Annotated in this window: 23 protein-coding genes and 1 other annotated feature; of the genes, 17 read left to right on the top strand and 6 right to left on the bottom strand. The window is 53.9% G+C overall.

Annotated elements, in window-relative coordinates; all coding sequences use genetic code 11:
• Positions 1-855: 855 nt before the first annotated feature.
• Together KGP21_RS10715 and KGP21_RS10710 are read left to right on the top strand one after the other, a co-directional pair.
• Positions 856-2,154 (top strand): HAAAP family serine/threonine permease, encoded by a 1,299-nt coding sequence (locus tag KGP21_RS10715; RefSeq protein ID WP_021179954.1) that lies wholly within the window; start codon positions 856-858, stop codon positions 2,152-2,154.
• Between the two features lie 133 nt (positions 2,155-2,287).
• Entirely contained in the window at positions 2,288-3,655 is a 1,368-nt protein-coding gene (locus KGP21_RS10710; protein WP_094982883.1) for an L-serine ammonia-lyase, read from the top strand.
• Between the two features lie 42 nt (positions 3,656-3,697).
• Here the strand turns inward: KGP21_RS10710 and KGP21_RS10705 are convergent, their stop codons facing one another.
• Positions 3,698-4,903, bottom strand: a complete 1,206-nt coding sequence (locus KGP21_RS10705) for a serine hydrolase (protein ID WP_037375034.1) — start codon at positions 4,901-4,903, stop codon at positions 3,698-3,700.
• A gap of 415 nt (positions 4,904-5,318) precedes the next feature.
• Here KGP21_RS10705 and KGP21_RS10700 point away from each other — a divergent pair, with 415 nt between their 5' ends.
• The 6 genes from KGP21_RS10700 (at position 5,319) to rimO (ending at position 10,134) form a co-directional block, all read left to right on the top strand.
• Complete coding sequence (locus KGP21_RS10700) at positions 5,319-5,975, top strand: HAD family phosphatase (RefSeq protein ID WP_223538100.1); 657 nt, start codon at positions 5,319-5,321, stop codon at positions 5,973-5,975.
• 73 nt (positions 5,976-6,048) lie between these two features.
• Positions 6,049-6,669, top strand: a complete 621-nt coding sequence (locus KGP21_RS10695) for a glutathione S-transferase family protein (protein WP_209527787.1) — start codon at positions 6,049-6,051, stop codon at positions 6,667-6,669.
• Between the two features lie 52 nt (positions 6,670-6,721).
• Complete coding sequence (locus tag KGP21_RS10690; protein WP_223538099.1) at positions 6,722-7,138, top strand: YjaA family stress response protein; 417 nt, start codon at positions 6,722-6,724, stop codon at positions 7,136-7,138.
• A gap of 63 nt (positions 7,139-7,201) precedes the next feature.
• Positions 7,202-7,621: a GNAT family N-acetyltransferase gene (locus KGP21_RS10685; RefSeq protein ID WP_223538096.1), complete on the top strand. Its 420-nt coding sequence runs from the start codon at positions 7,202-7,204 to the stop codon at positions 7,619-7,621.
• Positions 7,622-7,632: 11 nt separating this feature from the next.
• Positions 7,633-8,613: a magnesium and cobalt transport protein CorA gene (locus tag KGP21_RS10680; RefSeq protein WP_223538093.1), complete on the top strand. Its 981-nt coding sequence runs from the start codon at positions 7,633-7,635 to the stop codon at positions 8,611-8,613.
• Positions 8,614-8,802: 189 nt separating this feature from the next.
• Positions 8,803-10,134: a 30S ribosomal protein S12 methylthiotransferase RimO gene (gene rimO, locus KGP21_RS10675; protein ID WP_021179962.1), complete on the top strand. Its 1,332-nt coding sequence runs from the start codon at positions 8,803-8,805 to the stop codon at positions 10,132-10,134.
• 77 nt (positions 10,135-10,211) lie between these two features.
• Here the strand turns inward: rimO and KGP21_RS10670 are convergent, their stop codons facing one another.
• The 3 genes from KGP21_RS10670 to KGP21_RS10660 form a co-directional block, all read right to left on the bottom strand.
• Entirely contained in the window at positions 10,212-12,605 is a 2,394-nt protein-coding gene (locus KGP21_RS10670; RefSeq protein ID WP_209527790.1) for a glucose/quinate/shikimate family membrane-bound PQQ-dependent dehydrogenase, read from the bottom strand.
• Between the two features lie 118 nt (positions 12,606-12,723).
• The gene (pqqU, locus tag KGP21_RS10665) at positions 12,724-14,817 is read right to left on the bottom strand and encodes a TonB-dependent receptor PqqU (RefSeq protein WP_371824862.1); all 2,094 of its coding nucleotides are present in this window, start codon (positions 14,815-14,817) and stop codon (positions 12,724-12,726) included.
• Positions 14,818-15,215: 398 nt separating this feature from the next.
• Positions 15,216-16,040 carry an SDR family oxidoreductase gene (locus tag KGP21_RS10660; protein WP_024528609.1) on the bottom strand — a complete coding sequence of 275 codons (825 nt, stop codon included), beginning with the start codon at positions 16,038-16,040 and terminating at the stop codon, positions 15,216-15,218.
• Between the two features lie 283 nt (positions 16,041-16,323).
• Here KGP21_RS10660 and hisL point away from each other — a divergent pair, with 283 nt between their 5' ends.
• The 9 genes from hisL to hisIE all read left to right on the top strand — a co-directional run bounded on the left by hisL (position 16,324) and on the right by hisIE (position 23,603).
• Entirely contained in the window at positions 16,324-16,371 is a 48-nt protein-coding gene (gene hisL, locus KGP21_RS10655; RefSeq protein ID WP_100396937.1) for a his operon leader peptide, read from the top strand.
• Positions 16,347-16,482, top strand: a sequence feature (His leader region). Its footprint overlaps the gene before it by 25 nt.
• Before the next feature lie 70 nt (positions 16,483-16,552).
• Entirely contained in the window at positions 16,553-17,452 is a 900-nt protein-coding gene (gene hisG / locus KGP21_RS10650) for an ATP phosphoribosyltransferase (RefSeq protein WP_021179966.1), read from the top strand.
• A gap of 4 nt (positions 17,453-17,456) precedes the next feature.
• On the top strand, positions 17,457-18,764 hold the full coding sequence (hisD, locus tag KGP21_RS10645; RefSeq protein WP_223538087.1) for a histidinol dehydrogenase: 1,308 nt from the start codon (positions 17,457-17,459) through the stop codon (positions 18,762-18,764).
• On the top strand, positions 18,761-19,825 hold the full coding sequence (hisC, locus tag KGP21_RS10640; RefSeq protein ID WP_223538084.1) for a histidinol-phosphate transaminase: 1,065 nt from the start codon (positions 18,761-18,763) through the stop codon (positions 19,823-19,825). Before hisD ends, hisC begins: the two co-directional genes overlap by 4 nt.
• An 8-nt stretch (positions 19,826-19,833) precedes the next feature.
• The gene (gene hisB / locus KGP21_RS10635; protein ID WP_223538080.1) at positions 19,834-20,901 is read left to right on the top strand and encodes a bifunctional histidinol-phosphatase/imidazoleglycerol-phosphate dehydratase HisB; all 1,068 of its coding nucleotides are present in this window, start codon (positions 19,834-19,836) and stop codon (positions 20,899-20,901) included.
• Positions 20,901-21,491 (top strand): imidazole glycerol phosphate synthase subunit HisH, encoded by a 591-nt coding sequence (hisH, locus tag KGP21_RS10630; protein WP_021179970.1) that lies wholly within the window; start codon positions 20,901-20,903, stop codon positions 21,489-21,491. The genes hisB and hisH overlap by 1 nt, the downstream gene beginning before the upstream one ends.
• 5 nt (positions 21,492-21,496) lie before the next feature.
• Complete coding sequence (gene hisA / locus KGP21_RS10625) at positions 21,497-22,234, top strand: 1-(5-phosphoribosyl)-5-[(5-phosphoribosylamino)methylideneamino]imidazole-4-carboxamide isomerase (protein ID WP_059200341.1); 738 nt, start codon at positions 21,497-21,499, stop codon at positions 22,232-22,234.
• Positions 22,216-22,992, top strand: a complete 777-nt coding sequence (gene hisF / locus KGP21_RS10620; protein ID WP_021179972.1) for an imidazole glycerol phosphate synthase subunit HisF — start codon at positions 22,216-22,218, stop codon at positions 22,990-22,992. The genes hisA and hisF overlap by 19 nt, the downstream gene beginning before the upstream one ends.
• Positions 22,986-23,603 carry a bifunctional phosphoribosyl-AMP cyclohydrolase/phosphoribosyl-ATP diphosphatase HisIE gene (gene hisIE / locus KGP21_RS10615; RefSeq protein WP_021805010.1) on the top strand — a complete coding sequence of 206 codons (618 nt, stop codon included), beginning with the start codon at positions 22,986-22,988 and terminating at the stop codon, positions 23,601-23,603. The genes hisF and hisIE overlap by 7 nt, the downstream gene beginning before the upstream one ends.
• A gap of 74 nt (positions 23,604-23,677) precedes the next feature.
• On the opposite strand, the gene gndA is transcribed toward hisIE, so the two are convergent.
• Together gndA and KGP21_RS10605 are read right to left on the bottom strand one after the other, a co-directional pair.
• Complete coding sequence (gene gndA, locus KGP21_RS10610; protein ID WP_021805011.1) at positions 23,678-25,084, bottom strand: NADP-dependent phosphogluconate dehydrogenase; 1,407 nt, start codon at positions 25,082-25,084, stop codon at positions 23,678-23,680.
• 189 nt (positions 25,085-25,273) lie between these two features.
• Complete coding sequence (locus tag KGP21_RS10605; protein ID WP_021805012.1) at positions 25,274-26,383, bottom strand: acyltransferase; 1,110 nt, start codon at positions 26,381-26,383, stop codon at positions 25,274-25,276.
• Positions 26,384-26,442 lie beyond the last annotated feature (59 nt).

Below are 26,442 nucleotides of genomic sequence, written 5' to 3'. Positions count from 1 at the left end.
CTTAAAATATTCCTATTGGCCGATAATTACAGGTTAATGGATTGCAACAACTTGCTCGCGTTATTATTCTGCGCAGAACATTATTGCAGTAATTTGCATCAAATCTCCCCCGGATAAAATGGCTCCTTACCTTCAGCAGCCTCGTTATGCTGACTTTTGTTTAAAAATTATCATCTATTTTTAATCAAATTATCAGGATTTATCCTTATTCATATGATGATTAAGATCGTCTTATTACGGTCATCCGTTTCTAGCCATAGAAACAATAAAAATCATTAAATAAGTTTAAAAACAATAAGATAATCTTCCCCCTCACAATAACCAAACGTGATCTAAATCACTAAAATAGCTTAATCCGGCATTTTCGCTAGATCCAAACCAGCACATAAAATATATTGCTCGCCCTGCCACACAAGACAGGTTTTTATCCGGTTAAACATCATACAAACCGGATAAAGGTTGTGGGATTAGTGAGAGCGGTTGCAGCATGATGTTTCGCACAAACGCGTAACATTTGCATGAAAATTTACAATAAAAGCCTTTAACCGCACACATCACGCATTTGGGAGCAAGATCACGGTTGTTTCTGCTGTAAATCGTTATCTTGCCGCCAACAAAATCGGTGGGCAGTTGCTCCTCCGACAGAAACATCGGCGTTGACCCCGTTAACAGCAGAAACCATTTGGACAGGTTAGCAACATCATTAGCCTGATAAACAATTCAGAGGCGCAATTCAACCTCTAGTTGTAACAACTGATTTTACCACTGGCGGGATAGCAACTTATTTCACCAGCGGATTTTAAACTTAAGTTTTTCTTTTTATTTTAAATTATCGTGTTCACCTCGGAGATATTTATGGACACTACACAGACCGGCACTATCGCCTCTGCAGCCTCAGGTTCCAGCACGGCCTGGCGTAAATCAGACACCATGTGGATGTTGGGCCTCTACGGCACCGCCATCGGCGCTGGCGTCTTGTTCTTGCCAATCAACGCCGGTATCGGTGGTTTGATCCCGCTGATCATCATGGCCATCATCGCCTTCCCGATGACCTTCTTTGCCCACCGTGGCCTGTGCCGTTTCGTTTTGTCCGGCAAAAACCCAGGTGAAGACATCACCGAAGTGGTAGAAGAACACTTTGGTATCAGCGCAGGTAAACTGATCACCCTGCTCTACTTCTTCGCCATTTACCCAATCCTGCTGGTTTATAGCGTTGCGATCACCAACACCGTGGACAGCTTCATCACCCACCAATTGGGTATGGCCTCGCCACCACGCGCCATCCTGTCGCTGATCCTGATCGTTGGACTGATGGGCATCGTGCGTTTCGGTGAGCAGGCGATCGTGAAGACCATGAGTATCCTGGTATTCCCGTTTGTTGGGGTGCTGATGCTGCTGGCGCTTTATCTGATCCCTAACTGGAGCAGTGCCATCTTCGAAAACGTCTCACTGGCCGGTTCTGGCGGCAGCCTGGGCCACGGCCTGGTGATCACCCTGTGGCTGGCAATCCCGGTTATGGTGTTCTCGTTCAACCACTCACCGATCATCTCCGCCTTTGCTGTAGCAAAACGCGAAGAGTACGGCGTGGACGCTGAGAAGAAATGTTCCCGCATCCTGGGCTACGCACACATCATGATGGTGCTGACCGTGATGTTCTTTGTTTTCAGCTGCGTGCTGAGCCTGTCCCCGGCGGATCTGGCCGAAGCCAAAGCGCAAAACATCTCCATCCTGTCTTACCTGGCTAACCACTTTAACAACCCGGTTATCGAGTACATCGCACCAGTCATCGCCTTTATCGCCATCACCAAATCCTTCCTGGGCCACTACCTCGGCGCTCGTGAAGGCTTTAACGGCATGATTGCCAAATCGATGAGAAGCCGTGGCAAGACCATCACCACCCACAAGCTGAACCGCATCACTGCCATCTTCATGCTGGTGACCACCTGGATCGTTGCCACGCTGAACCCAAGCATTCTGGGCATGATCGAGAACCTGGGTGGCCCAATCATCGCGATGCTGCTGTTCCTGATGCCGATGTATGCGATCCGTAAAGTGCCTGCCATGCGCAAGTACAGCGGCCACATCAGCAACGTATTTGTGGTCGTGATGGGCCTGATTGCCATCTCTGCCATCCTGTACACACTGTTCGGTTAATAGCGCTCAGCCGGTGCCTTATGGCACCGGCTATCTCGAATCTCCCCTCCTACCCCGCCGCGAACTCAAGCATGACCCATATGCCCCCTAAACGGCAGGCTGAGGGAATTAACTTCAAGAAGGAAGCGAGACTATGGTCAGCGTTTTCGATATTTTCAAAATTGGCATCGGCCCTTCCAGTTCCCACACCGTCGGCCCGATGAAAGCCGGTAAACAGTTTATTGATGATTTGCAGGCTGCCGGGCAACTCCACGATACAACGCGGGTGGCGGTTGACGTCTACGGCTCACTGTCACTGACGGGTAAAGGGCACCATACCGACATCGCGATTATTATGGGCCTGGCGGGTAATCTGCCCCATGATGTGGACATCGACAGCATCGCCGGCTTTATTCGTGATGTAGAACAGCGTGGCCGCCTGTTGTTGGCAAAGGGTGAGCACGAGGTCGATTTTCCACAGCTTGGTGGCATGAACTTCCATAGCACTAACCTGCCGCTGCACGAAAACGGCATGTCGATCAGCGCCTATGCTGGCGATCGGTTACTGCACAGCAAAACCTATTACTCCATCGGCGGCGGATTTATCGTTGATGAAGAAAACTTCGGTCAATCGGCCAACAATAGCGTCGCAGTCCCCTACCCTTATCGCTCCGCAGTGGATTTGCAGCAGCACTGCAAAGATACCGGGCTTTCGCTTTCCGGGTTGGTGATGCAGAACGAACTGGCATTGCGCAGCAAAGAAGAGATCGAAGCGCATTTTGCCGACGTCTGGCAGGTGATGCGTGCAGGTATCGAACGCGGTATGAATACCGAAGGGTTGCTCCCTGGCCCAATGAAGGTACAACGCCGTGCTGCCGCCCTGCGCCGCATTCTGGTCACCGGTGACAAGAACAATATCGACCCGATGAACGTAGTAGATTGGATCAATATGTTCGCGTTTGCGGTTAACGAAGAGAACGCTGCGGGTGGCCGGGTGGTGACGGCGCCCACCAACGGTGCCTGCGGTATCATTCCAGCGGTGCTGGCATATTACGACCAGTTTATCCGCCCGGTGAACACCAACTCCTACAGCCGTTACTTCCTGACTGCCGGTGTGATAGGCACGTTGTACAAGATGAATGCTTCAATCTCCGGTGCCGAAGTGGGCTGCCAAGGGGAAGTCGGCGTGGCCTGCTCCATGGCGGCAGCGGGTCTGGCGGAGCTGATGGGCGGCAGCCCGGCGCAGGTTTGTATCGCCGCAGAGATTGCCATGGAGCACCATCTGGGGCTGACCTGTGATCCACTGGCAGGACAGGTTCAGGTGCCTTGTATCGAACGTAACGCGATTTCTGCCGTAAAGGCAGTCAATGCCGCACGTATGGCACTGCGTCGCACCAGCGAGCCGCGTGTTTGCCTGGATAAGGTGATCGAGACCATGTACGAAACCGGCAAGGACATGAACTCCAAATACCGCGAGACATCTCAGGGCGGTTTGGCCATCAAGGTTGTAGCGTGTAATTGATCTGGCAGAAGGGGCCACTGTTGGCCCCTTATCAAACAAAGATTAGCCGAAAATACCGCCAAACCACTGGGTCAGCTTCATCATCACAAAGTCCCACATGCGGCTAAAGAAGTTCCCTTCCTTCACTTCCTGCATCACCACCAGCGGGTGCTGATCGATAGTTTTGCCATCCAGTTGGAAATCGATGGTGCCTACCACCTGATTTTTCGCCAGCGGCGCTTCCAGCGTCGGTTGGTTAAGCTTGTAGCTGGCCTTCAGGTTTTTCATCTGCCCCTTAGGAATAGTCACGGCGGCATCCTTCGCCACGCCCAGCGGCACCTCGCCCACGTCGCCAAACCACACTTTCTGCGTCACAAAGGCTTTATCGGCCTTGATCGGCGTTGCGGTTTCATAGAAGCGGAAGCCCCAGGTCAGCAACTTCTCGCTTTCGCTAAAGCGCACACGGTCACTCGGAGCCCCTAGCACCACTGAAATCAGGCGCATTGGGCCATCGGTGGCCGAGGCGACCAGGTTATGCCCGGCCCCACCGGTGTAACCGGTTTTGATACCATCCACGTTCAGGTTGGTACTCCACAGCAGGCGGTTACGGTTTATCTGGCGGATCTTGTTGAAGGTGAACTCTTTTTCTTTATGCAACGCGTACTCATCCGGCACGTCACGGATCAGCGCCTGGCTCAGCAACGCCATATCGCGTGCGGTGCTGTACTGCCCTTCGGCATCCAGACCATGCACGGTCAGGAAGTGAGTATTTTGCAAGCCGAGGGACTTGCCGTAATTGTTCATCAAGCCAACGAACGAATCCTGGCTACCCGCCACGAAATCCGCCAAGGCGATGCTGGCGTCGTTACCTGACTGAATGACGATGCCTTTATTGAGTTCCGATACCGGCACCTGATCGCCGGGTTTGATAAACATCAAAGAAGAACCCCGCAGCACTGGGTTGCCGGTTGCCCAGGCATCTTTGCCCACGGTGACCAGATCGTCCGGTTTGATTTTACCGGCCTTCATCGCCTGGCCAATCACATAGCTGGACATGATTTTAGTCAGGCTCGCGGGATCCAGGCGTGTATCCGCATTGCCTTCTGCCAGGATCTTGCCGCTGTTGTAATCCATCAATACATAGGCTTTCGCATCGACCTGCGGTGCGGCCGGAGCCTCTGCTGCCTGTACGGTAGGCACAACCAACAACATGACACCTACGCTGAGGGCCAATTTACCAAGAGGAGTAGAACGGTTATTTTTCATCATGACGTCGCCAGAGTGTCCATTCAAACCATTGAAATAGCGTTAACTTTCAAACATGTTCACGTTTTCAGCCAACCAGCGAGAGTGGCACCAGGCCGCGCTGCCAACCGCGAAATACCCAGCGGCTCCCATTTGGGCCAACGCGGCACCGAAAGTGCCCTCGTTGTGAGTTTATTAGATTGCTCTTATTTTTGCAGGGTTTAGGCTGATTTTTCTGCATTTTTACATAACTGTACGTTACCGCAGAGAAATTGGTTGGAAATCAGGCTATGTGCCAGGTTATGCAAACTTTCAACAAACCGTCGCCGCACTGTCATCAAAGTTACTTATGCTCTGCGCATTTCACCGTGGCAATTGGCTCGACGCCGCGAGTATCCGTTATCCTGTAGCCGCAGCATTCATTGCCGGAGAAATATTGATGGATTTAGCCCTGTTCGACCTGGATGAAACCCTGATTGATGATGACAGCGCCAGCCTGTGGGTTCGCTGGCTGGTGGCCGAAGGGTTCGCTCCGGCAGAATTGGAACGCCAAGAACAGTTGTTGATGCAATCCTATTATCAGGGACAACTGTCGATGGAAGATTATATGCAGGCAACGCTGGTTCCGCTGGCGGGCCTGAGTACCCAGACCGTCGACGGTTGGGTGCAGCGCTATATTCGTCGGGATATCCTGCCTCGCGTCTACCCCGCGGCACGCGAACGCATGCAATGGCATCGCGAACGCGGCGACTGCATTCTGGTGATTTCAGCAACCGGTGAACACCTGGTTGCCCCCATCGCCAAGCAACTGGGAGCCGATGGCGCGCTGGCTATCGGTGTCGAAGTGGCAGATGGCCGTTTTACCGGCAATACCTACGGCACCATGACCTATCAGCAGGGTAAGGTCATCCGCCTGCAACAGTGGCTGCAGCAACACCCTGAACTGCAATTTGCCCATAGCCATGGCTATAGCGACTCCATTAACGATAAAGCCATGCTGGAATACGTCGACAGCGCCACCGTCATTAACCCGAATAGCGATCTTAGTGCGCTGGCAGAAAAGCACGGTTGGGAAGTCTGCCTCTGGGAACGCTGATTTCAAGGTGACAAAAACGGCTTTGTAGCGTAGGTATGAGAGTTACTTTTATCCGTCGATGAGGAGATGCTTTGTGCTGACCATTTGGGGCCGTGAAAATTCTAACAACGTCAAAAAAGTGCGCTGGTGTGCCGCAGAGTTAGGGCTAAATTACACCCATATCAACGCCGGAGGTGCCTACGGTAAGGTTAACGAAGAGCCCTATCGTTCGCTTAATCCCAACGGCCTGGTGCCGCTGTTGCAAGATGGGGATTTCGTGTTGTGGGAATCCAATACCATTGTGCGTTATCTGGCGGCCAAGTTCGGCCAGACGCCATTTTACCCACAGGACCTCCAGGATCGCGCTGCGGCTGAAAAATGGATGGACTGGAATACCTCAACCATCGCCGCCCCCTTCCGCAACGTGTTCTGGGGCATGGTTCGCACTCCGCCCGAAAAGCGTGATATGGCACTGATTGAGGCTGGCATTGCTGAACTGGAGCAACACTTTGCGATCATCGAACGTACGTTGGCGGAGCAGCCTTTCCTCTCAGGCCAAGAGTTCGGCATCGGCGATATTCCGCTCGGCAGCTTTGTTTACGCTTGGTTTTCCATGCCGATCGAACGCCAACCTAGCCCGCATATGGAACGCTGGTATCAACGGCTGTGCGCACGCCCTGCTTACCAGCACGCGGTGATGATACCACTCACTTGATTGCCATAGTGCCCCTAACGGGGCACTTCGTACAACGGAGGTACGAAGCAGTATGTCATTGTTTTATTTACAGGTACGCCGTAACCATCTGACATTGAAAAGCCTTGATACCCAGAAGAGCGCCGCTAGAGTCGGGCCTTTCAGCACTCAACGGCTGCTGATCGGCCAGTTTTTTATTGCCGAATACTGCCTGTATAATCTGGTACCAGAGTTTTTCCCTGGCTTTCTCAATCAGCTCAAGCGCCGCCATTTACGTCATGACATAGTGATCCATGCAATGGAAATGCTGGAAGGCGGCGTAAGCCAGGTAGAGCAGCGGATCCTGCAGGAAATTACCGTTGCAAGCTTTCCCAAAGGATATCACTCAGTATATGCGGACCCGCATCCCCTGAGTGATGATACGGTAAAACGCATTTTATTAATGAATTCTGACCAGGTGCTTACCGCCGCCGATCTTAAACTCACCTAAATTTCAATATGTTGCATTTTTCCTTTGCTGTGCTTAAGTTAGTTGAACCATCCAGGAGGCATAATGAAAATCATCGTAACAGACGCACTACAGCCAGAAGATACCGAAGAGATTCGCAATCATTTGAAGACTTTTAACCACCAATTTGTGGGCGATATCCTGAACAAAAACATCGGGGTTTTTGTCTTGGATGATCAGGGGAATAAACTCGCTGGGTTAACCGGCAGTACCGTAGGCAGTTGGTTAAGCATCGATCTGTTGTGGGTTTCTGAGACATTACGCGGCGAAGGTGTAGGCAGTAAGCTCATCAAGAAAGCAGAACAGCAGGCAATAACGGATGGCTGCAAATTTGCGCGTGTAGATACTTTCAGTTTCCAGGCTCGGCCATTCTACGAAAAACAGGGTTACCAATTGCAAATGACATTGCACAATGCGCCGGTAGAGCATGAACGCTATTTCTTCACCAAAACCCTCACAGACTGACAGGTAACGCGATGGAAACCCAAGCAATGGTAATCAACTGCGTGGCGTACAAGGCCGGAAAACGGCTGACCGACGTGACGATTGAGGATATCAGTGAAGTGGTCAAGGAGCCGGACACTTTTATCTGGCTAGGCTTGTGGCAACCGGAAGACGCGTTTATGCGCAAGATCCAGGAGGAATTCGGCCTGCACGATCTGGCGATCGAAGACGCCTTATGTGCCCATCAACGGCCGAAAATAGAAACCTACGGTGACTCACTGTTCATCGTGGTGAAAACCGCACAGTGGATGAAAGAAGAAGTCGAATACGGTGAGACCCACTTTTTCGTTGGTAAAAACTTCCTGATCAGCGTGCGCCATGGTGCTTCCTCCAGCTATGCCCCTATCCGCGCCAAGGCAGAGGAAAACCCCAAGCAGCTTTGCCATGGACCTGGCTTTGCGCTGTATTCGGTATTGGATTTTATCGTCGACAACTATCGCCATATCGTCGGCAAGTTCGAAACGATGATCGAAGACATCGAGTCCAACATGTTCAGGTCGGAGTTTGACGAAACCGCCATCGAGAATGTCTACAGCCTGCGCCGCCACCTGCTCGGCCTGCGGAATGCCGCCCTGCCGATGGATGAGATCTGCAACCAGCTGATCCATCTGCATGAGGATGTGATCCCCAAAGAGCTGCGGGCCTACGTTCGCGACGTGCAGGACCATACCCGGCAGGTCGCCAGCACGCTAGACGATATGCGCGAGATGCTGACCAACGCCATGCACGTCAATCTGGCATTGGTGACCGTCAAGCAAAACGAAGTGGTTAAGCGATTGGCAGGCTGGGGGGCGATCCTGGCCATTCCAACGGTGATCTTCAGCCTGTACGGCATGAACTTCGCCAATATGCCCGAGTTGAAGTTCCCCTGGGCTTACCACACCACGCTGGGCGTCACCGTCGCCGGTTGCTTCTTCCTGTACCAAAAACTCAAGCGTTCCGGCTGGTTATAGATCGCCATCAAAACGGCCTATACTGCCAGGGTCGAGACTGCTGCTGGCAACGTTACGTTGGGGCGCTGCATGCGCCCGTCTGGCTTTGTCATCAATCTGGGCCGTTTTTGTTTACGCCACCAACATATAACGGTGTAATTTCCCGTTGCCCAAGTGTAAAATCCGCCCGTTTCTATTTTGGATTGAGCTATGTCACAAACTATGACCCCAAAAGCCCCCCGTGTCGGCTTTGTCTCACTAGGTTGCCCGAAAAACCTGGTTGATTCTGAACGGATCCTGACTGAACTGCGTAACGAAGGTTACCAGGTAGTGCCCCGCTATGATGATGCTGAGCTGGTGATCGTGAACACCTGCGGCTTTATCGACAGCGCCGTTCAAGAGTCACTGGAAGCAATCGGTGAAGCCTTGAACGAGAATGGCAAGGTGATTGTGACCGGCTGCCTCGGTGCCAAGGAAAACCAAATTCGTGAGGTGCACCCGAAGGTCCTGGAAATTACCGGGCCGCACAGCTACGAACAGGTTTTGTCCCACGTTCACCAATATGTGCCGAAACCGGAGCATAACCCCTTTACCAGCCTGACTCCGGCGCAGGGCGTGAAGCTGACGCCAAAGCACTACGCCTACCTGAAGATTTCCGAAGGCTGTAACCATCGCTGCACCTTCTGCATCATCCCATCGATGCGCGGCGACTTGGATAGCCGTCCGATCGGTTCCGTGTTGGATGAAGCCAAACGCCTCGTGGAATCTGGGGTGAAAGAGCTGCTGGTGATCTCACAAGATACCTCGGCCTACGGCGTCGATGTCAAACACCGTACCGGTTTCTGGAACGGCCAGCCGGTAAAAACCAGCATGGTCAGCCTGTGTGAACAGCTTTCCAGCCTGGGTGCCTGGGTGCGTCTGCACTACGTTTACCCTTACCCGCACGTGGACGACGTGATCCCGCTGATGGCTGAAGGCAAGATCCTGCCTTATCTGGATATTCCACTGCAGCACGCCAGCCCGAAAATCCTCAAGCTGATGAAACGCCCTGGCGCGGTTGAACGCACACTGGAGCGCATCAAGCGCTGGCGCGAAATCTGCCCGGACCTGACGCTGCGCTCCACCTTTATCGTTGGCTTCCCAGGGGAAACCGAAGAAGACTTCCAGATGCTGCTCGACTTCCTGACCGAAGCCAAGCTGGATCGCGTTGGCTGCTTCAAGTTCAGCCCGGTAGAAGGTGCTGCCGCTAATGAACTGGCCGACCCGGTGCCAGAAGAAGTGAAGGAAGAACGCTTCCATCGCTTTATGCAGCTGCAGCAACAAATCTCCGCCCAACGCTTGCAAGACAAGATTGGCCGCGAAGTGCTGGTGCTGATCGACGAAGTGGATGAGGAAGGTGCCATTGGCCGCAGCATGGCGGACGCACCGGAAATCGACGGCGCGGTATACCTTAACGGTGAAGCCAATGTCAAAGTCGGTGACATCGTCAAAGTGAAGATTGAGAACGCCGACGAGTACGATCTCTGGGGTTCCAAGGTCTGATTTCGACCACCGCGGAAAACCATAAAGGGGTTAGCAGTCATGCTAACCCCTTTATTTATTGGTGAACTACCAGCTAGTTACTTTTCGTCTGGCAGAGCATAAGCAATGACATAGTCACCCCGCTCTGCGGCCTGACGAGCACCACCAGCACTGATGATAATGTATTGCTTACCGTTCTTCGGCGAGACAAAGGTCATTGGACCGGACTGGCTGCCCACTGGCAGACGTTCTTTCCAGATCTCTTTCCCGGTTGCCGTATCGAAGGCACGCAGGTAGAAATCCTGAGTACCAGCAAAGAACAGCAGGCCGGATTGAGTAGACAGACTCGCACCCAGCGTTGGCATGCCAACTTCCATCGGCATACGCATTTTGATGCCCAGCGGCCCCGTATCCTGCACCGTACCTACCGGAACCTGCCACACCAGCTTGCCAGACTTCAGGTCTACCGCTGACATGGTGCCAAACGGCGGCTTCTGGCATGGAATGCCCAGTGGGGAAAGGAAGCGTTCACGGATCGCACCAAACGGCGTACCGTCCATCGGAACCAGACCCATTTCGATGCCGCTGGCGCCGGTCGGCACCTTGCTGCGTGGCACCATCGAGTTGGCCAGCCCCAAACGCATGTCGTTAACAAACATGATGGCATTGTTCGGATCCACCGAAACGCTGCCCCAGTTCATCCCGCCCAACGAGCCAGGATATTGTAGAGCACGGTCGATACCCGGCGGTGTATAGACGCCCTGGTGACGCATCCCTTTGAACTCGATACGGCACAGCAGTTGATCGAGCGGCGTTGCGCCCCACATATCTGACTCGGTCAGCGTCTGGTTGCCAATATTCGGCATTCCTACCGAGAACGGCTGGGTCTTGGAGTAACGTTCGCCAGGCACATTGCCTTGCGGCACTTCACGCTCTTCCACTTTCGCCACCGGCTGACCGTTCTCACGGTTGAGCATAAAGATCATGCCCTGCTTACTGGTTTGCACCAGCACGGGTGTCGTACCACCCTTGCCATCTGGCAGATCGTACAGTAACGGCTGGGAAGGCAGGTCAAAGTCCCACAGGTCATGGTGCGTGGTTTGGAAATGCCAACGCACTTTGCCGCTGGTGGCATCAACAGCCACAATGGAAGAACTGTATTTATCATCCAGCTCGGTACGCTCGCCGCCAAAGAAGTCAGGCGTGGCGTTACCGGTCGGTAGATAGATCAGATTCAGTTTGGCGTCGTAGGACATTGCGGACCACACGTTCGGCGTACCGCGCGTATAGGTTTCACCCGCTGGTGGCAGCTTGGTAATGGCCGGGTTACCCGGATCCCATGCCCAGGCAAGTTCACCAGTATGCACATCATAAGCACGCACCACACCAGGAGGTTCGCCGGTAGAGAAGTTGTCCGCCACGCGGCCACCGACCACCACCAGGTTGCCCGCCACCAATGGGGTTGAGGTTTGCTGGTAATAACCCGGTTTAACTTCGCCCATGCCCGCTTTCAGATCGACGGTGCCGTTATCACCAAAGTCGGCGCAAGGTTTGCCGGTATCGGCATCAATGGCAATCAAACGCGCATCGATGGTTGGCAGGAACAGACGGCGTTCGCACATGGCCGGGGCCGTAGCGTTAGCGGCAACCACTGGCGATGAGGCAGGCTGAGCCGCATTGTCGTAATAACCCAGGCCACGGCAACGCTGCCAGTTAGGGGCTGAGGCTTTAGGATCGAAGGACCACAGTTGTTTGCCGGTATCGGCCTCCAACGACAGCACTTTGCCGTAGGCAGTACAGACATACAGGGTATTACCGATCTGCAGCGGAGTATTCTGGTCTTCTGCACCGGAACCGTTGCTTTGTGGAATATCGCCGGTATGGGCAATCCACGCCACCTTCAGCTTGCTGACGTTAGACTTGTTGATCTGATCCAGCGCGGCAAAACGGTCACCGTGGGTGGTATTCCCCCAATGTTCCCAGTTTTTCTGCTCACTACCGGCAGCCACCGGTTTAACCGGAATATCTTCCTTGGCCGCCACCAATGGCGTAGGCACAAAGGTGTAACCAAATCCGGCCACCAGCGCAACCGCCAGCAACCCAGCCAAAGAATAGCTGACGAAGCCGCGAACCGGATGACCGGCACGTTTCTTCAACCATGGATAGGCCAACGCGGCCAGGAAGGCCAGCACGCCGAACATAAACAAGCGTGAGAACAACGGCCAGAAATCCAGGCCAACGTCCCACAACGCCCAAATCAGGGTGAATACAAAGGCCAGCGCATACACCCATATGCCCGCAGGTTTGAGCTTGATCACCAGTACCGCAGCGATCAGCATCACCACTCCCATCAGCCCAAAATAGAGGCTCCCTCCCAATGAAGCCAGGTAAACGCCGCCGATTGCCAGCGCGAGGCCGATGACGCCCATCAGCCCCCCCAGCAGCCACATCAAGTAATTCCCTATACTTCGTTTATTGCCTGTCTTTGCCATATTCACTTTCTCCCACCGCTAGCAACGCGCAAATGTTGGCGCACTCACTGGTGTCATAAATAACCATCCCAAGATAACAACTCAACGGGGGTTAGGTTCCCCGCTGTACTACTGCTTACTACTCAAATGAATAAGCAACACTCATGCCCCCACCCCAGTTTCTGCCTGGAGCGGGTTCGAAATAGCGGCCATTGCCTTCGTTGACAATCACCGAGCCGACGTACTGGCGATCAAACAGATTGTCCACCCGGCCAAAAACGGTAAATTGCCAGTTCCCTACCGGGTAGCGATATCCGGTATTCAGCGCTGCCACGGTGTAGGACGGTGCCTGCTGTGAATTCTGATCGTTGGTCTGGATATCGCTCATGTAGCGCACTTCAGCACCGGCGAACCAACCCTGCGGCGGCGACCAGGCCAGCGAGGCGTACCCCATATTGCGGGCAATCCCCGGCAGGCGGTTGCCCTTCGGCACCTGCTTTGCGGCAGAACAGATGTTGTCACCGCAGACATCATCGCGGTAAGTGGCATCCAGCAGCGTCCAAGCCATTTGCAGACGCCAGTCGTAGTTGAACTGTTGATCCAGCGCTAACTCCACCCCACGACGACGGGTTTGCCCCGCATTCTTGTAGCTGGTGCGCCCGTTGCTGCTCTCATCGACGACAATTTCGTTTTTGGTATCCGTTTGGAACAACGCCGCGCTGAACAGGCCGTTGCCGATACGGGTCTTGCTTCCTAGTTCAACGGTATCGCTGGTAGCAGGTTTTAGACCAAGATTGAGCCCCGCCACGCCACCTGGGCGATAAGAGAGCTCATTGATGGTAGGGGTTTCAAAGCCACGCCCGGCGGAAGCGTACACATTCCAGGCCTTGGTCAACGCATAGTTGAGCGAGCCTACCGGCAGCCACTGGTGATAGCGGGCATCGCCACTGTCATCACCATTACTGCCGGTAATATAGCGATCGTTGGAGTCGAAATTGACGGTGCTGAAGCGCACTCCGGCATCCAGCGTCAAACGTTGGGTCAGGTTCCAGGACGTTTGCAGATAGGGATCCACATTCCACATCAGGTTGCGTTCATCCCGCCGTAGATTACCCTTGGTCCCTAATTCGTTAACGCCGTTGACTACCGTGAAATTCTCATAGCCTTTGCGCTGCTCGGTCATGGTTTCGTAGTCGAGCCCGCCCGTCACGCTGAAGGGCAATGTGGCCACTTCACCACGATGAGTCCAGCGAGTATCGATGCCCTGGTAATGACGTGCCAGAGAGATCACTCCGCCGGGATGCTGTTCACTACGCTGCTGTACGGCCACTGGAATTGACTGATACTGCGTGGTTTCCCGCTCACCGGCGTAAGTCATGATGCTCAGATCGTCATTGGCGCTCATCTGACGTTCATAGCGCAACCCGGCCTGGGTCTGCGAAATGGTTTTACGCGTGTTGTATTGATCTGCTCTTGGTGCCTGGCGCGGATTGTCATGCCATTCGGCTTCGGTTAAACCACCGGGATCGTCGGCATTAATATCCACCGAGTTAAACAACAGCGTCAGCGTGCTGACATCATCAATGCGCACACCCAAACGCGCGTTACCCAGGTTCTTGCGTGCCCCACTGTGGTCGCGGAAACCTTCGGTGGTAAAACGCGTTGCGGAGACGGCGTAGTTCACGTCACCTGCGTGCGTGCCATCGCCGGTTGCACCGCTGGCTTTCATACCGTAGCGCCAGGTGCCGTCACTACCGCTATACATGCCCGCTTCAATCTTGTCCGGCTGTTGGCCGGTTTCGGTCTCTACGTTGATGACGCCGCCGGAAGCGTTGCCATACAGAGCGGAAAACGGCCCACGCAGGACCTCCACCTTATCCACTGAATTGAGATCGATATTCGACGTTTGCCCCTGACCATCCGGCATGGTGGCAGGAATACCATCCACATAAATACGTACGCCGCGTACGCCGTACATTGAGCGCGAGCCAAACCCACGGATTGACAGTTGCAAATCTTGCGCATAATTCTGGCGATTTTGAATTTGCAGCCCCGGCACGCTGCCCAGCCCTTCGGAGAGATTAATCTGCGGCCTGGCCTGACGAAATTCATCGCCATTAAGCACGCTAACCGCAGCCGGAGTACTCAATTCTGAAAGACCGCTGCGCTTGGCCGTGACCACCATGGAAGATTGCTCCACAGCCCGGTCGCTGGCTTGTACGTTTACCGCCATACACAGAACGCAAGGTAACAGCGCAGAAATGGCGACAGGTGAGATCGCGATATTTTTTTTATTAATAAAATTCATGTAAAAACTGCCATTAGACGCTTGAGAGGATAGGTACCTTTTAGAAAAAACCGAGCATATGTTAATACTTATCGCAACAGTTTGAAAATAGCGGAGAGAAACTCAAACTTCCTTTAACTCGAATTTTACACAAATGATAAATATAGATGATGTATCTCAGAAGGGGGAATAGGAAGGATTTAGATTATTACTTTCAATATCAATGCGTAAAATTAATTTCCTTGTAATTTAGTCGAGTTTAATAATCAAACTGACAGATTAAAAATAAGTAAAGTTATTTTAGAGGGATACTGCCCCGCAAGCTGCGGGACAGTTTGATTGGGTTAACCGATCGGCATGCGATTCGGGTCTGGGTATTGATATTCAAACCCCAGCTCATTACAGATACGGCTGCCGTCCACCAGCCGCCCTTCTTGTTCATCTTCTTGCGCAAACTGTGGAGGTTGCAGATGCAATTGCTCGGCTAGCGCCGGGTAGAAATCACGTTTGAGCGGATGGCCTGGCGCACAAAGATTATAGGTGTGCCCGCCCTTCGGCAGCTTCAGTAGCAGTTGAATGGCCGCGATCACGTCATCCTGATGCACCAGATTGACCCCGTGCGAACCGCCCTTGACGTCAACCTTACCCGCCAGGAAACGCCCTGGATGCCGATCCCCACCCACCAGCCCTGCCAAGCGCAAAACGTCCACCGACGTGTTGGGTAATTGATGCAGCCAAAGCTCCAACTCTTCCAGCACTCGGCCAGCCGACGTCACCGGCTTGAGCGGCGAATCTTCCCGAACGGTGCCGGTGGTTTCACCGTAAACCGACGTGGAGCTGGTAAAGATAATATGCGGCACACCAAACGCTATCGCGCTGTCTACCAGCATACGTACGGCATCAAAGTAGCTTGCGCTCCCCTCGACGGTGCGGCTGGCTGGCAGAGTGATCACCAACGCATCCGTGTACAACAGCTGTTCCAGATCGTGAGCTTCGCAAATCAGCTCCGGCGTCAGTTCTAGGCGATAACATTCGATACCACTCATCCGCGCGGCTTCTACCCCATCCGGAGTAGTTTTACTGCCAACCACTTCATACCCGTGGCCCATTAACGATAAAGCCAGCGGCATCCCTAACCAACCCAGACCCACAATGGCGACTTTTTTCATCAGTATGCCCCTAAGAATCGACTAACAAGCCCAACTTCACCGTTGCAGAGGACCACTGGCCACACCGCAGGCGATAGTCGGATACTCCCCTAGGCTACGCCACCGCGCTGGTGGTTACAATCGGTTAACCTTAAGGTTGAGTAAAGCTGCGTCCGGCTAATAACTCAGTCGCTTTCAATAAATTAAATTCATAACCACAAAAAAGGGTTGCAAGTTATACAACGGATAGTTTAGCTTAATTAGCACCTCAGCACTGGCTGACCCAATTTTAAAGAGAAATGACATGACTCGCGTTCAGTTCAACCACCATCATCACCATCATCCTGACTAGTCTTTCAGGCGATGTGTGCTGGAAGACGATTCTCGAATCTTCCAGTGGCGCGTAGAACGAACTAAACGCAAGAAAGAGCCCTCGGAAGATATCTTCCGAGGGTTTTTTTTTGGCTCCGGACAGACAGAAAATATAATTTTAATAACAAATTCATAAAATTACAGATTAAACAGAGGTTACCATGTTGGACAAAACACGTTTACGTATCGCCATGCAGAAATCAGGCCGCCTGAGTGAAGAGTCTCAGGAATTGCTGGCCCGCTGCGGCATCAAGATCAACCTGCAGCAGCAACGCCTGATTGCCTTCGCCGAGAATATGCCGATCGATATCCTGCGCGTACGTGATGACGATATCCCTGGCCTGGTGATGGATGGCGTGGTGGATCTGGGCATCATCGGTGAGAACGTGCTGGAAGAGGAACTGCTCAACCGCCGTGCTCAGGGCGAAGATCCTCGCTACTTCACGCTGCGCCGCCTGGACTTTGGGGGTTGCCGCCTGTCGCTGGCCACCTCGCTGGATAGCGAATACTCCGGCCCGCAAAGCCTGCAAGACTCCCGCATTGCTACCTCTTACCCGCACCTGCTCAAGCAATACCTCGATAAACAAGGCGTTCGTTTTAAATCCTGTCTGCTGAACGGCTCGGTGGAAGTGGCTCCGCGCGCAGGTTTGGCAGACGCTATCTGTGATCTGGTGTCCACCGGCGCCACTTTGGAAGCCAACGGCCTGCGTGAAGTGGAAGTGATCTACCGCTCCAAAGCCTGCCTGATCCAGCGTGACGGTGAAATGCCGGAAGCCAAACAACAGCTGATAGACCGCCTGATGACCCGTATCCAAGGCGTGATCCAGGCGCGCGAATCCAAATACATCATGCTGCACGCGCCAAGCGAACGCCTGGATGAAATCGTCGCGCTGCTTCCGGGAGCCGAGCGCCCTACCATTCTGCCGCTGGCAGGCTCTCAGAACCGCGTAGCGATGCACATGGTCAGCAGTGAGACCCTGTTCTGGGAAACCATGGAAAAACTCAAAGCCCTGGGTGCCAGCTCCATTCTGGTGCTGCCAATTGAGAAGATGATGGAGTAACGCCATGCCAAACTTCAATACCGTCGTCAATTGGGGCAGCTGCAGCGCGGAACAGCGCGCGGAGTTGCTGATGCGCCCGGCCATTTCGGCTTCGGACAGCATCACCCGCACGGTGCGCGAGATCCTCGATAACGTGAAAACCAACGGTGACAGCGCGCTACGTGAGTACAGCGCCAAGTTTGATAAAACCGAAGTCGCGGCATTGCGCGTAACGGCAGAGCAGATTGACCAGGCCTGCGCCCGCCTGGGTGACGAGATCAAACAGGCGATGGCCGTAGCCGTCGCCAACGTGGAAACCTTCCACAATGCACAACAACTGCCAGCGGTGGACGTAGAAACCCTGCCCGGCGTGCGTTGCCAGCAGGTGACCCGCCCAATCGATTCGGTGGGTCTGTACATCCCTGGCGGTTCCGCACCGCTGTTCTCCACGGTATTGATGTTGGCGACCCCGGCACGCATTGCCGGTTGCCGCCGCGTGGTGCTGTGTTCACCACCGCCGATCGCCGATGAGATCCTGTATGCCGCCAAACTCTGTGGCGTGCAGGAAGTGTTCCAGGTCGGTGGCGCGCAGGCGATTGCCGCCATGGCGTTTGGCACGGATTCGGTGCCACGGGTAGCGAAAATCTTCGGGCCGGGCAACGCCTTCGTCACCGAAGCCAAACGCCAGATCAGCCAACGGTTGGATGGTGCGGCCATCGATATGCCTGCAGGCCCTTCCGAGGTGTTGGTGATTGCCGACAGCGGCGCGACCCCGGCGTTTGTCGCTTCCGATCTGCTGTCTCAGGCCGAGCATGGCCCGGATTCACAGGTCATTCTGTTAACCCCAGACGCCGCAATGGCCGAAGCGGTCGCCATGGCGGTTGAGCAACAGCTGGCGCAACTGCCACGTGCAGAAACCGCTCGCCAGGCTCTGGCCAGCAGCCGCCTGATTGTGGCGAAGGATTTGGCCGAGTGTGTCGCCATCAGCAACCAATACGGCCCTGAGCACCTGATTATTCAGACCCGCAGTGCGCGCGATCTGGTAGACAGCATCACCAGCGCTGGTTCGGTGTTCCTTGGTGACTGGTCGCCGGAATCTGCCGGGGATTATGCCTCCGGCACCAACCACGTGCTGCCAACCTATGGCTATACCGCCACCTGCTCTAGCCTGGGGCTGGCGGATTTCCAAAAGCGCATGACGGTACAGGAACTGACGCCACAAGGCTTTATGACCCTGGCCCCGACCATTGAGATCCTGGCTGCCGCCGAGCAACTGGTCGCCCACAAAAACGCCGTGACCCTACGCGTCGCCGCACTGAAGGAGCAAGCATGAGCATCGAAGAATTAGCACGTAAAAACGTGCGCGAGCTGACCCCGTATCAGTCGGCCCGCCGCCTTGGTGGCAAGGGTGACGTCTGGCTGAATGCCAACGAATACCCGATTGCGCCAGAGTTCCAACTGACCGCCCAGACCTTCAACCGTTACCCAGAATGCCAACCCGCACTGGTGATTGAGCGTTACGCTGCCTACGCCGGGGTGAATAAAGAACAGGTATTGGTCAGCCGTGGCGCAGATGAAGGTATCGAACTGCTGATCCGTGCCTTCTGCGAGCCAGGCCAGGACGCTATCCTGTTCTGCCCACCAACTTACGGCATGTACGCCGTCAGCGCCGAGACGTTTGGCGTAGAGCGCCGTACGGTCGAAGCCAAACAAGATTGGCAGCTCGATCTGCCTGCCATTGCCGCCAGCCTGGATAACGTCAAGCTGATCTACGCCTGCAGCCCGAATAACCCGACCGGTAACCTGCTCGATCCCAACGATCTGCGTAACCTGCTGGAACTGGCCAAAGGCAAAGCTATCGTCGCCATCGATGAAGCTTATATCGAATTCTGCCCGCAAGCTTCGGTTGCTAGCTGGCTGAGCGATTATCCGCACCTGGTAGTATTACGCACGCTGTCCAAAGCCTTCGCCCTGGCTGGCCTGCGCTGTGGCTTTACCCTGGCCAATGAGGACGTGATCGCCCTGCTGCTGAAAGTGATTGCCCCGTATCCGCTCTCAACCCCGGTGGCCGATATCGCCGCCCAGGCGCTGAGCACCGAGGGGATCCGCGTTATGCGCCAGCGCGTCACCGTGATTGCCGAAAACCGCAGTTGGCTACAGCAGGCGTTACAAGACTGCGCCTGTGTCGAGCAAGTCTTCACCAGTGACAGCAATTACCTGCTGGTTCGCTTTACCGCCTCAAGTCATGTCTTTAAAACCTTATGGGATCAGGGCATTATCTTGCGAGACCAAAATAAACAGCCTGGCCTGTCCGGTTGCCTGCGGATCACCATCGGCACCCGTACCGAATGCCAGCGCGTCGTTGACGCACTCAATACTCTGCCCGGCGCATAGGAGCCAACGTGAGCCAAAAATATCTCTTTATTGACCGTGACGGCACGCTGATTGCTGAACCCCCGGAAGATTTCCAGGTCGACCGCCTGGATAAACTGGCGCTGGAGCCGGACGTGATCCCTGCCCTGCTGGCCTTGCAGCAAGCCGGTTTCACCCTGGTGATGATCACCAATCAGGACGGCCTCGGCACCGCCAGCTTCCCGCAGGATACCTTCGATCCACCGCACAACCTGATGATGCAGATCCTCAGCTCACAGGGCGTCAAATTCGACGATATCCTGATCTGCCCGCACAAGCCGGAAGACCATTGCGAATGTCGTAAACCGAAGGTCGCCATGGTCAAAGGCTATCTGGAGCCGGGCGTGATCGACGTGGCCAACAGCTATGTGATTGGCGATCGTCAAACCGATGTCCAACTGGCGGCCAATATGGGTATTCAGGGGCTGCTGTATCAGCGCCAGGCGCTGGGCTGGCAGGCCATCACCCAACAACTGACCAAACGCGATCGCTATGCGCACGTTAACCGAGTGACCAAAGAGACGCAGATTGACGTTAAAGTCTGGCTGGATCGCGAAGGCGGCAGCAAGATCAAAACCGGCGTCGGCTTCTTCGACCACATGCTGGATCAGATCGCCACCCACGGCGGCTTCCGGATGGATATTCAGGTGAACGGCGATCTGTACATCGACGATCACCACACGGTAGAAGACACCGGATTGGCGCTGGGCGAAGCTTTGAGTAAAGCCCTGGGTGACAAACGCGGCATCGCACGCTTCGGCTTCGTGTTGCCGATGGATGAATGCCTGGCCCGTTGCGCACTGGATATCTCCGGCCGCCCGCACCTGGAATATAAAGCCGAGTTCAACTACCAACGCGTAGGCGATCTCAGCACCGAGATGATCGAGCACTTCTTCCGCTCGCTGTCTTACACAATGGGCTGCACCCTGCACCTGCGCACCAAAGGCAAAAACGACCATCACCGCGTCGAAAGCCTGTTCAAGGTGTTTGGCCGCACGCTACGCCAGGCGATCCGCGTTGAGGGCAATACGCTGCCTAGCTCGAAAGGAGTGCTGTGATGAACGTGGTGATCCTGGACACCGGCTGCGCCAACCTCGCCTCGGTCAACTATGCGGTGCAACGCCTGGGCTATCAGCCACAGGTGAGCCGCGATCCAGAGATCGTGCTGCGCGCCGACAAACTGTTTCTGCCTGGTGTGGGTACTGCACAGGCGGCGATGGACCAGTTGGAACAGCGCGACCTGATCGATCTGATTAAAGCCTGTACCCAGCCTGTGCTGGGGATCTGCCTGGGCATGCAGTTGCTGGCAGCCAGCAGTGAAGAAAATGGGGGTATCAAAACGTTAGGGATTATCGATACTCCGGTAACACAGATGACCGATTTTGGCCTGCCTTTGCCCCATATGGGCTGGAATCAGGTTACGGCGCAGGCCGGCGATCATCTGTTCCGCGGCATCGAGGATGGTGCTTACTTTTACTTCGTTCACAGTTATGCGATGCCGATATGCTCAAGCACCATCGCTCAGGCGAACTACGGCGAGCCCTTCACCGCCGCCGTACAAAAAGACAACTTCTTTGGCGTGCAGTTTCATCCAGAGCGATCTGGCAACGCCGGGGCGCAACTGTTGAAGAACTTTCTGGAGATGTAGGCAGCATGATTATTCCCGCTTTGGATTTGATCGACGGTAACGTAGTGCGCCTGCATCAGGGCGATTACGGCCAACAGCGCGACTACGGCAACGATCCGCTGCTGCGTCTGCAAGACTATCAGCAGCAAGGGGCGCAAGTTTTACACCTGGTTGATTTGACCGGGGCCAAAGACCCGGCGGCTCGCCAGATCCCGCTGTTGCGTAAACTGCTGGCCGGGGTAAGCGTGCCAGTACAGGTTGGCGGCGGTATTCGTAACGAACAAGACGTTGCCGCGCTGCTGGAAGCCGGAGCCACGCGCGTGGTCATCGGCTCCACCGCAGTCAAGCAGCCAGAGTTGGTACAGGGCTGGTTTGAACGCTACGGTGCCGATGCCATGGTGCTGGCGCTGGACGTACGCATCGATGCCGCAGGCCGCAAGAACGTGGCTATCAGCGGCTGGCAGGAAGACTCGGAGGCCACGCTGGAACAGGTGGTTGAGCAATATCTGCCGTTTGGCCTGAAGCACGTGCTGTGCACCGATATCTCACGCGACGGTACGCTGAAAGGTTCTAACGTGGGGCTGTATCAGGAAGTGTGCCAACGTTATCCGCAGATCGCCTTCCAGGCTTCTGGCGGCATCGGCAACCTGGACGATATCGCCCAGTTGCGTGGCAGTGGTGTGGAAGGGGTGATCGTCGGACGCGCCCTGTTGGATGGTAAATTCAGCGTTGAGGAGGCTATCGCATGCTGGCAAAACGGATAATCCCTTGTCTGGACGTCAAGGACGGGCAAGTGGTCAAGGGCGTGCAATTCCGTAACCACGAAATCATTGGCGATATCGTGCCGCTGGCCCAGCGCTACGCGCAGGAAGGCGCCGACGAACTGGTCTTTTACGATATCACCGCCTCCAGCGATGGCCGGGTGGTTGATAAAAGCTGGGTATCACGGGTTGCGGAAGTGATCGATATTCCGTTCTGCGTGGCCGGGGGCATCAAGAGTGCCGAAGACGCCAGCCAGATCCTTTCCTTTGGGGCGGACAAGATCTCCATCAACTCCCCTGCGCTGGCCGACCCAACGCTGATCAGCCGCCTGGCCGATCGCTTTGGCGTACAGTGCATCGTGGTCGGGATCGACACCTGGTATGAAGCCGCAACCGGCAAATACCACGTCAACCAATATACCGGCGATGAAAGCCGCACCCGAGTCACCGAGTGGCAAACCCTCGATTGGGTGCAGGAAGTGCAAAAGCGTGGCGCTGGGGAGATTGTGCTCAACATGATGAACCAGGATGGCGTACGCAACGGTTACGATCTGGAACAGCTGAAGCGGGTACGTGAGGTGTGCAAGGTGCCACTGATCGCCTCCGGCGGTGCCGGTACCATGGAACACTTCCTGGAAGCCTTCCGGGATGCCGACGTTGACGGCGCGCTGGCAGCTTCGGTATTCCATAAGCAAATCATCAATATCGGCGAACTGAAACGGTTCCTGGCAGAGAAAGGCGTGGAGATACGCGTGTGTTAACAGAACAACAGAAAGCTAAGCTGGATTGGGCAAAAACCGACAACCTGATGCCGGCAATCGTACAACATGCCGTTTCCGGCGAAGTGCTGATGCTGGGCTATATGGATCAGGCAGCACTGGACGTGACCGAGCAAACCGGCAAGGTGACGTTCTTCTCACGCACCAAGCAGCGCCTGTGGACCAAAGGCGAAAGCTCAGGCAACTTCCTTAACGTGGTCAGCATTACGCCAGACTGCGATAACGATACCCTGCTGATCCTGGCCAACCCAATCGGCCCAACCTGCCATTTGGGCAACGACAGTTGCTTCCATCCGGCAAGCAGCGATTGGGGCTTCCTGTACCAGCTTGAGCAATTGCTGGCTTCGCGCAAAACCGCCAGCCCGGATAGCTCATACACTGCCAAGCTGTATGCCAGCGGCACCAAGCGCATTGCGCAGAAGGTGGGTGAGGAAGGCGTAGAAACCGCCCTGGCCGCAACGGTGAACGATCGCGAAGAGCTGACCAACGAAGCTTCCGACCTGATTTACCACCTGTTGGTGCTGTTGCAGGATCAGGAGCTGGATTTGAGTAAGGTGATTGGCCGCCTGCGCGAACGGCACGAAAAGAAATAATCCTGTTGTGCAGGTAATAAAAAAGCCGCCGGGCGTAAACCTCGGCGGCTTTTTTTATCGTTCAACGTGCGGGGTTATTCCATCCATTCGGTATGGAACACGCCTTCTTTGTCGGTACGCTTATAAGTGTGAGCACCGAAGTAGTCACGCTGCGCCTGGATCAGGTTGGCAGGCAGCACCGCAGATCGGTAGCTGTCGTAGTACGCGATCGCCGCAGAGAAGGTTGGCGTTGGGATGCCGTTTTGCACCGCATAGGAAACCACGTCACGCAGTGCCTGCTGATACTCATCGGCGATTTGCTTGAAGTAAGGTGCCAGCAGCAGGTTGGCGATGTCGGCATTCTCAGCGTAGGCATCGGTGATTTTCTGCAGGAACTGAGCGCGGATGATGCAACCGGCGCGGAAGATCTTGGCAATTTCGCCGTAGTTCAGATCCCAGTTGTTTTCCTTGGAGGCCGCTTTCAGCTGAGAGAAACCTTGCGCATAGGAAACGATTTTACCCAGATACAGAGCGCGACGAACTTTCTCTACAAACTCGGCTTTCTCACCGCTGAAGGCTGCAACTTTCGGGCCGGTCAGGACTTTAGAAGCCGCTACGCGCTGGTCTTTCAGAGAAGACAGGTAACGCGCGAACACAGACTCGGTGATCAATGACAGTGGCTCGCCCAGATCCAGAGAGCTCTGGCTGGTCCATTTGCCGGTGCCTTTGTTAGCCGCTTCATCCAGGATCACATCAACCAGGTATTTACCCTCTTCGTCTTTCTTAGTGAAGATGTCTTTGGTGATGTCGATCAGGTAGCTGTTCAGTTCGCCCTTGTTCCACTCGGCGAAGGTGTCAGCCAACTGCTCGTTGTTCAGATTCAGAGCCTGCTTCAGCAAGGAGTAGGCTTCTGCGATCAACTGCATGTCGCCATATTCGATACCGTTGTGCACCATCTTCACGTAGTGGCCAGCACCGTCGGCACCGATATAGGCTACGCATGGCTCACCTTCGGCCACAGCGGCAATTTTCTTCAGGATTGGTGCCACCAGCTCGTAAGCTTCTTTCTGGCCACCAGGCATGATTGAAGGCCCTTTCAGCGCCCCTTCTTCGCCACCGGAAACGCCGGTGCCAATAAAGTTGAAGCCCTGAGCAGACAGCTCGCGGTTACGACGGATAGTGTCCTGATAGTAGGTGTTACCACCGTCGATCAGGATATCGCCTTTATCCAGGTGCGGAGTCAGCGAGGCAATGGTCTTGTCCGTAGCTTCGCCCGCTTTTACCATCAGCAAAATGCGGCGCGGTGTTTCCAGCGATGCAACAAACTCTTCGACGGTGTAGTGCGGCACCAGGTTTTTGCCCGGGTTCTCTGCGATAACTTCGTCAGTCTTGTCGCCTGAACGGTTAAAGATAGAAACGGTATAGCCACGGCTTTCGATGTTCAAAGCCAGATTGCGGCCCATCACCGCCATGCCGACAACGCCGATTTGCTGTTTGGACATTAGGAACTCCTGTCTGAGGATGACACCTGTATCACGGCTCTTGGCCAACAGGTTTTTGATGTGGCCAACATGTTAACTCAGGATTGTGTTCGCTGGGTAGTGATTGGTGCGATAGGTCACATAATTGCATAAAGAGTGTACTTGGGCGATTGACTTCAAGTTCTCATCTACTGGACGCCTGATTAGCCACTACTTTTTCATAAAGTGTTTTTCAAAGAAGTGCCATGAAAGCGAAGCCATCACTAATGTTAAGGCTAAAACTAGCGTGAGCGACTGCCCATGGGATAGCCAATCAAGTTTTTTGACAGATAGCAGAATGGGTAGATGCCAAAGGTAGATGCCATAAGAGATAGTGCCACAATAATAAAGTGGATATAAAACTCTCTTAAGAATCGGTGTTACTTTAAGAGAACACAGAGACAGAATGATCATGCCGAATGCTGATGCCAACAACGTTCGGAAAAATACCACCATCCATGGATAGTTCCAGAATGATGCATATTCTAGATAAATTGATAGGGCTACTGTTGTTAAGAGCGCCGCAATAGCCATCAAAGAGACCGTAGAGTATCTTCGATTAGACACTATTTTCACCCCAAGATCAGAGGTTATCAATCTGGCCAAAAGGATACCAATGGCAAACTCATCAAGCATCCCTGGGAGTTGGGTGGCACTAACAAATAATTTAAACACACCAAGAGGTTGATCTAAGTTTATCAATGAAAAAGCAGCAAATCTCCACGCATATGATACGGTCAAGGCAGACAGCAATAACACCCACCAAGGAACACGCTTCAGCCAACCAGCAAACAAAGCAATGAAAATATAAAACTGCATCTCCACACCTAAAGACCAGTTGCTTCCATTGATTGCCCCATGCAAATTGTAATTAAGATTATGAATAAACAGAAGGTGAGTAGATATATTTAATGCAAAATCATTAAAAAGTAGCGTAGGTGATATGAAAATAACAAACACTATTAACGTCAAGTAATGTAATGGGACAATTCTACGCAATCGCCTTTTCATAAAGGACGGTATGAATTTTTCAGTCCCATTGTTCTCCAGTTGTTTAAAAGCAGACATGGCGATAACAAAACCGGAAATCACAAAAAACATGTCAACGCCCATCCAACCAAATCGGAACCAAAGAAGAGGTCCGCTGGTAGGAAATGATGACCAATTGAAGTGCTCGATCACATGGTAAACAACGACAGATATTGCAGCGAAACCCCTTAAAATATCTATAGAGTCAAAGTGATATTTGACATTTATCTTTTCGGCTTTGGCCACAGACATTTTTATTATTACCTTTAATAAGAGAACCAACAAGGAACGATATGTTATTTTTATCGATT

The sequence above is a fragment of the Serratia sp. JSRIV004 genome (assembly GCF_019968705.1).
GTDB classification, from domain to species: Bacteria; Pseudomonadota; Gammaproteobacteria; order Enterobacterales; family Enterobacteriaceae; genus Chania; species Chania fonticola_B.
The sequence above is the reverse complement of the archived record's forward strand: the minus strand, read 5'-3'. Positions and strand labels throughout refer to the sequence as shown.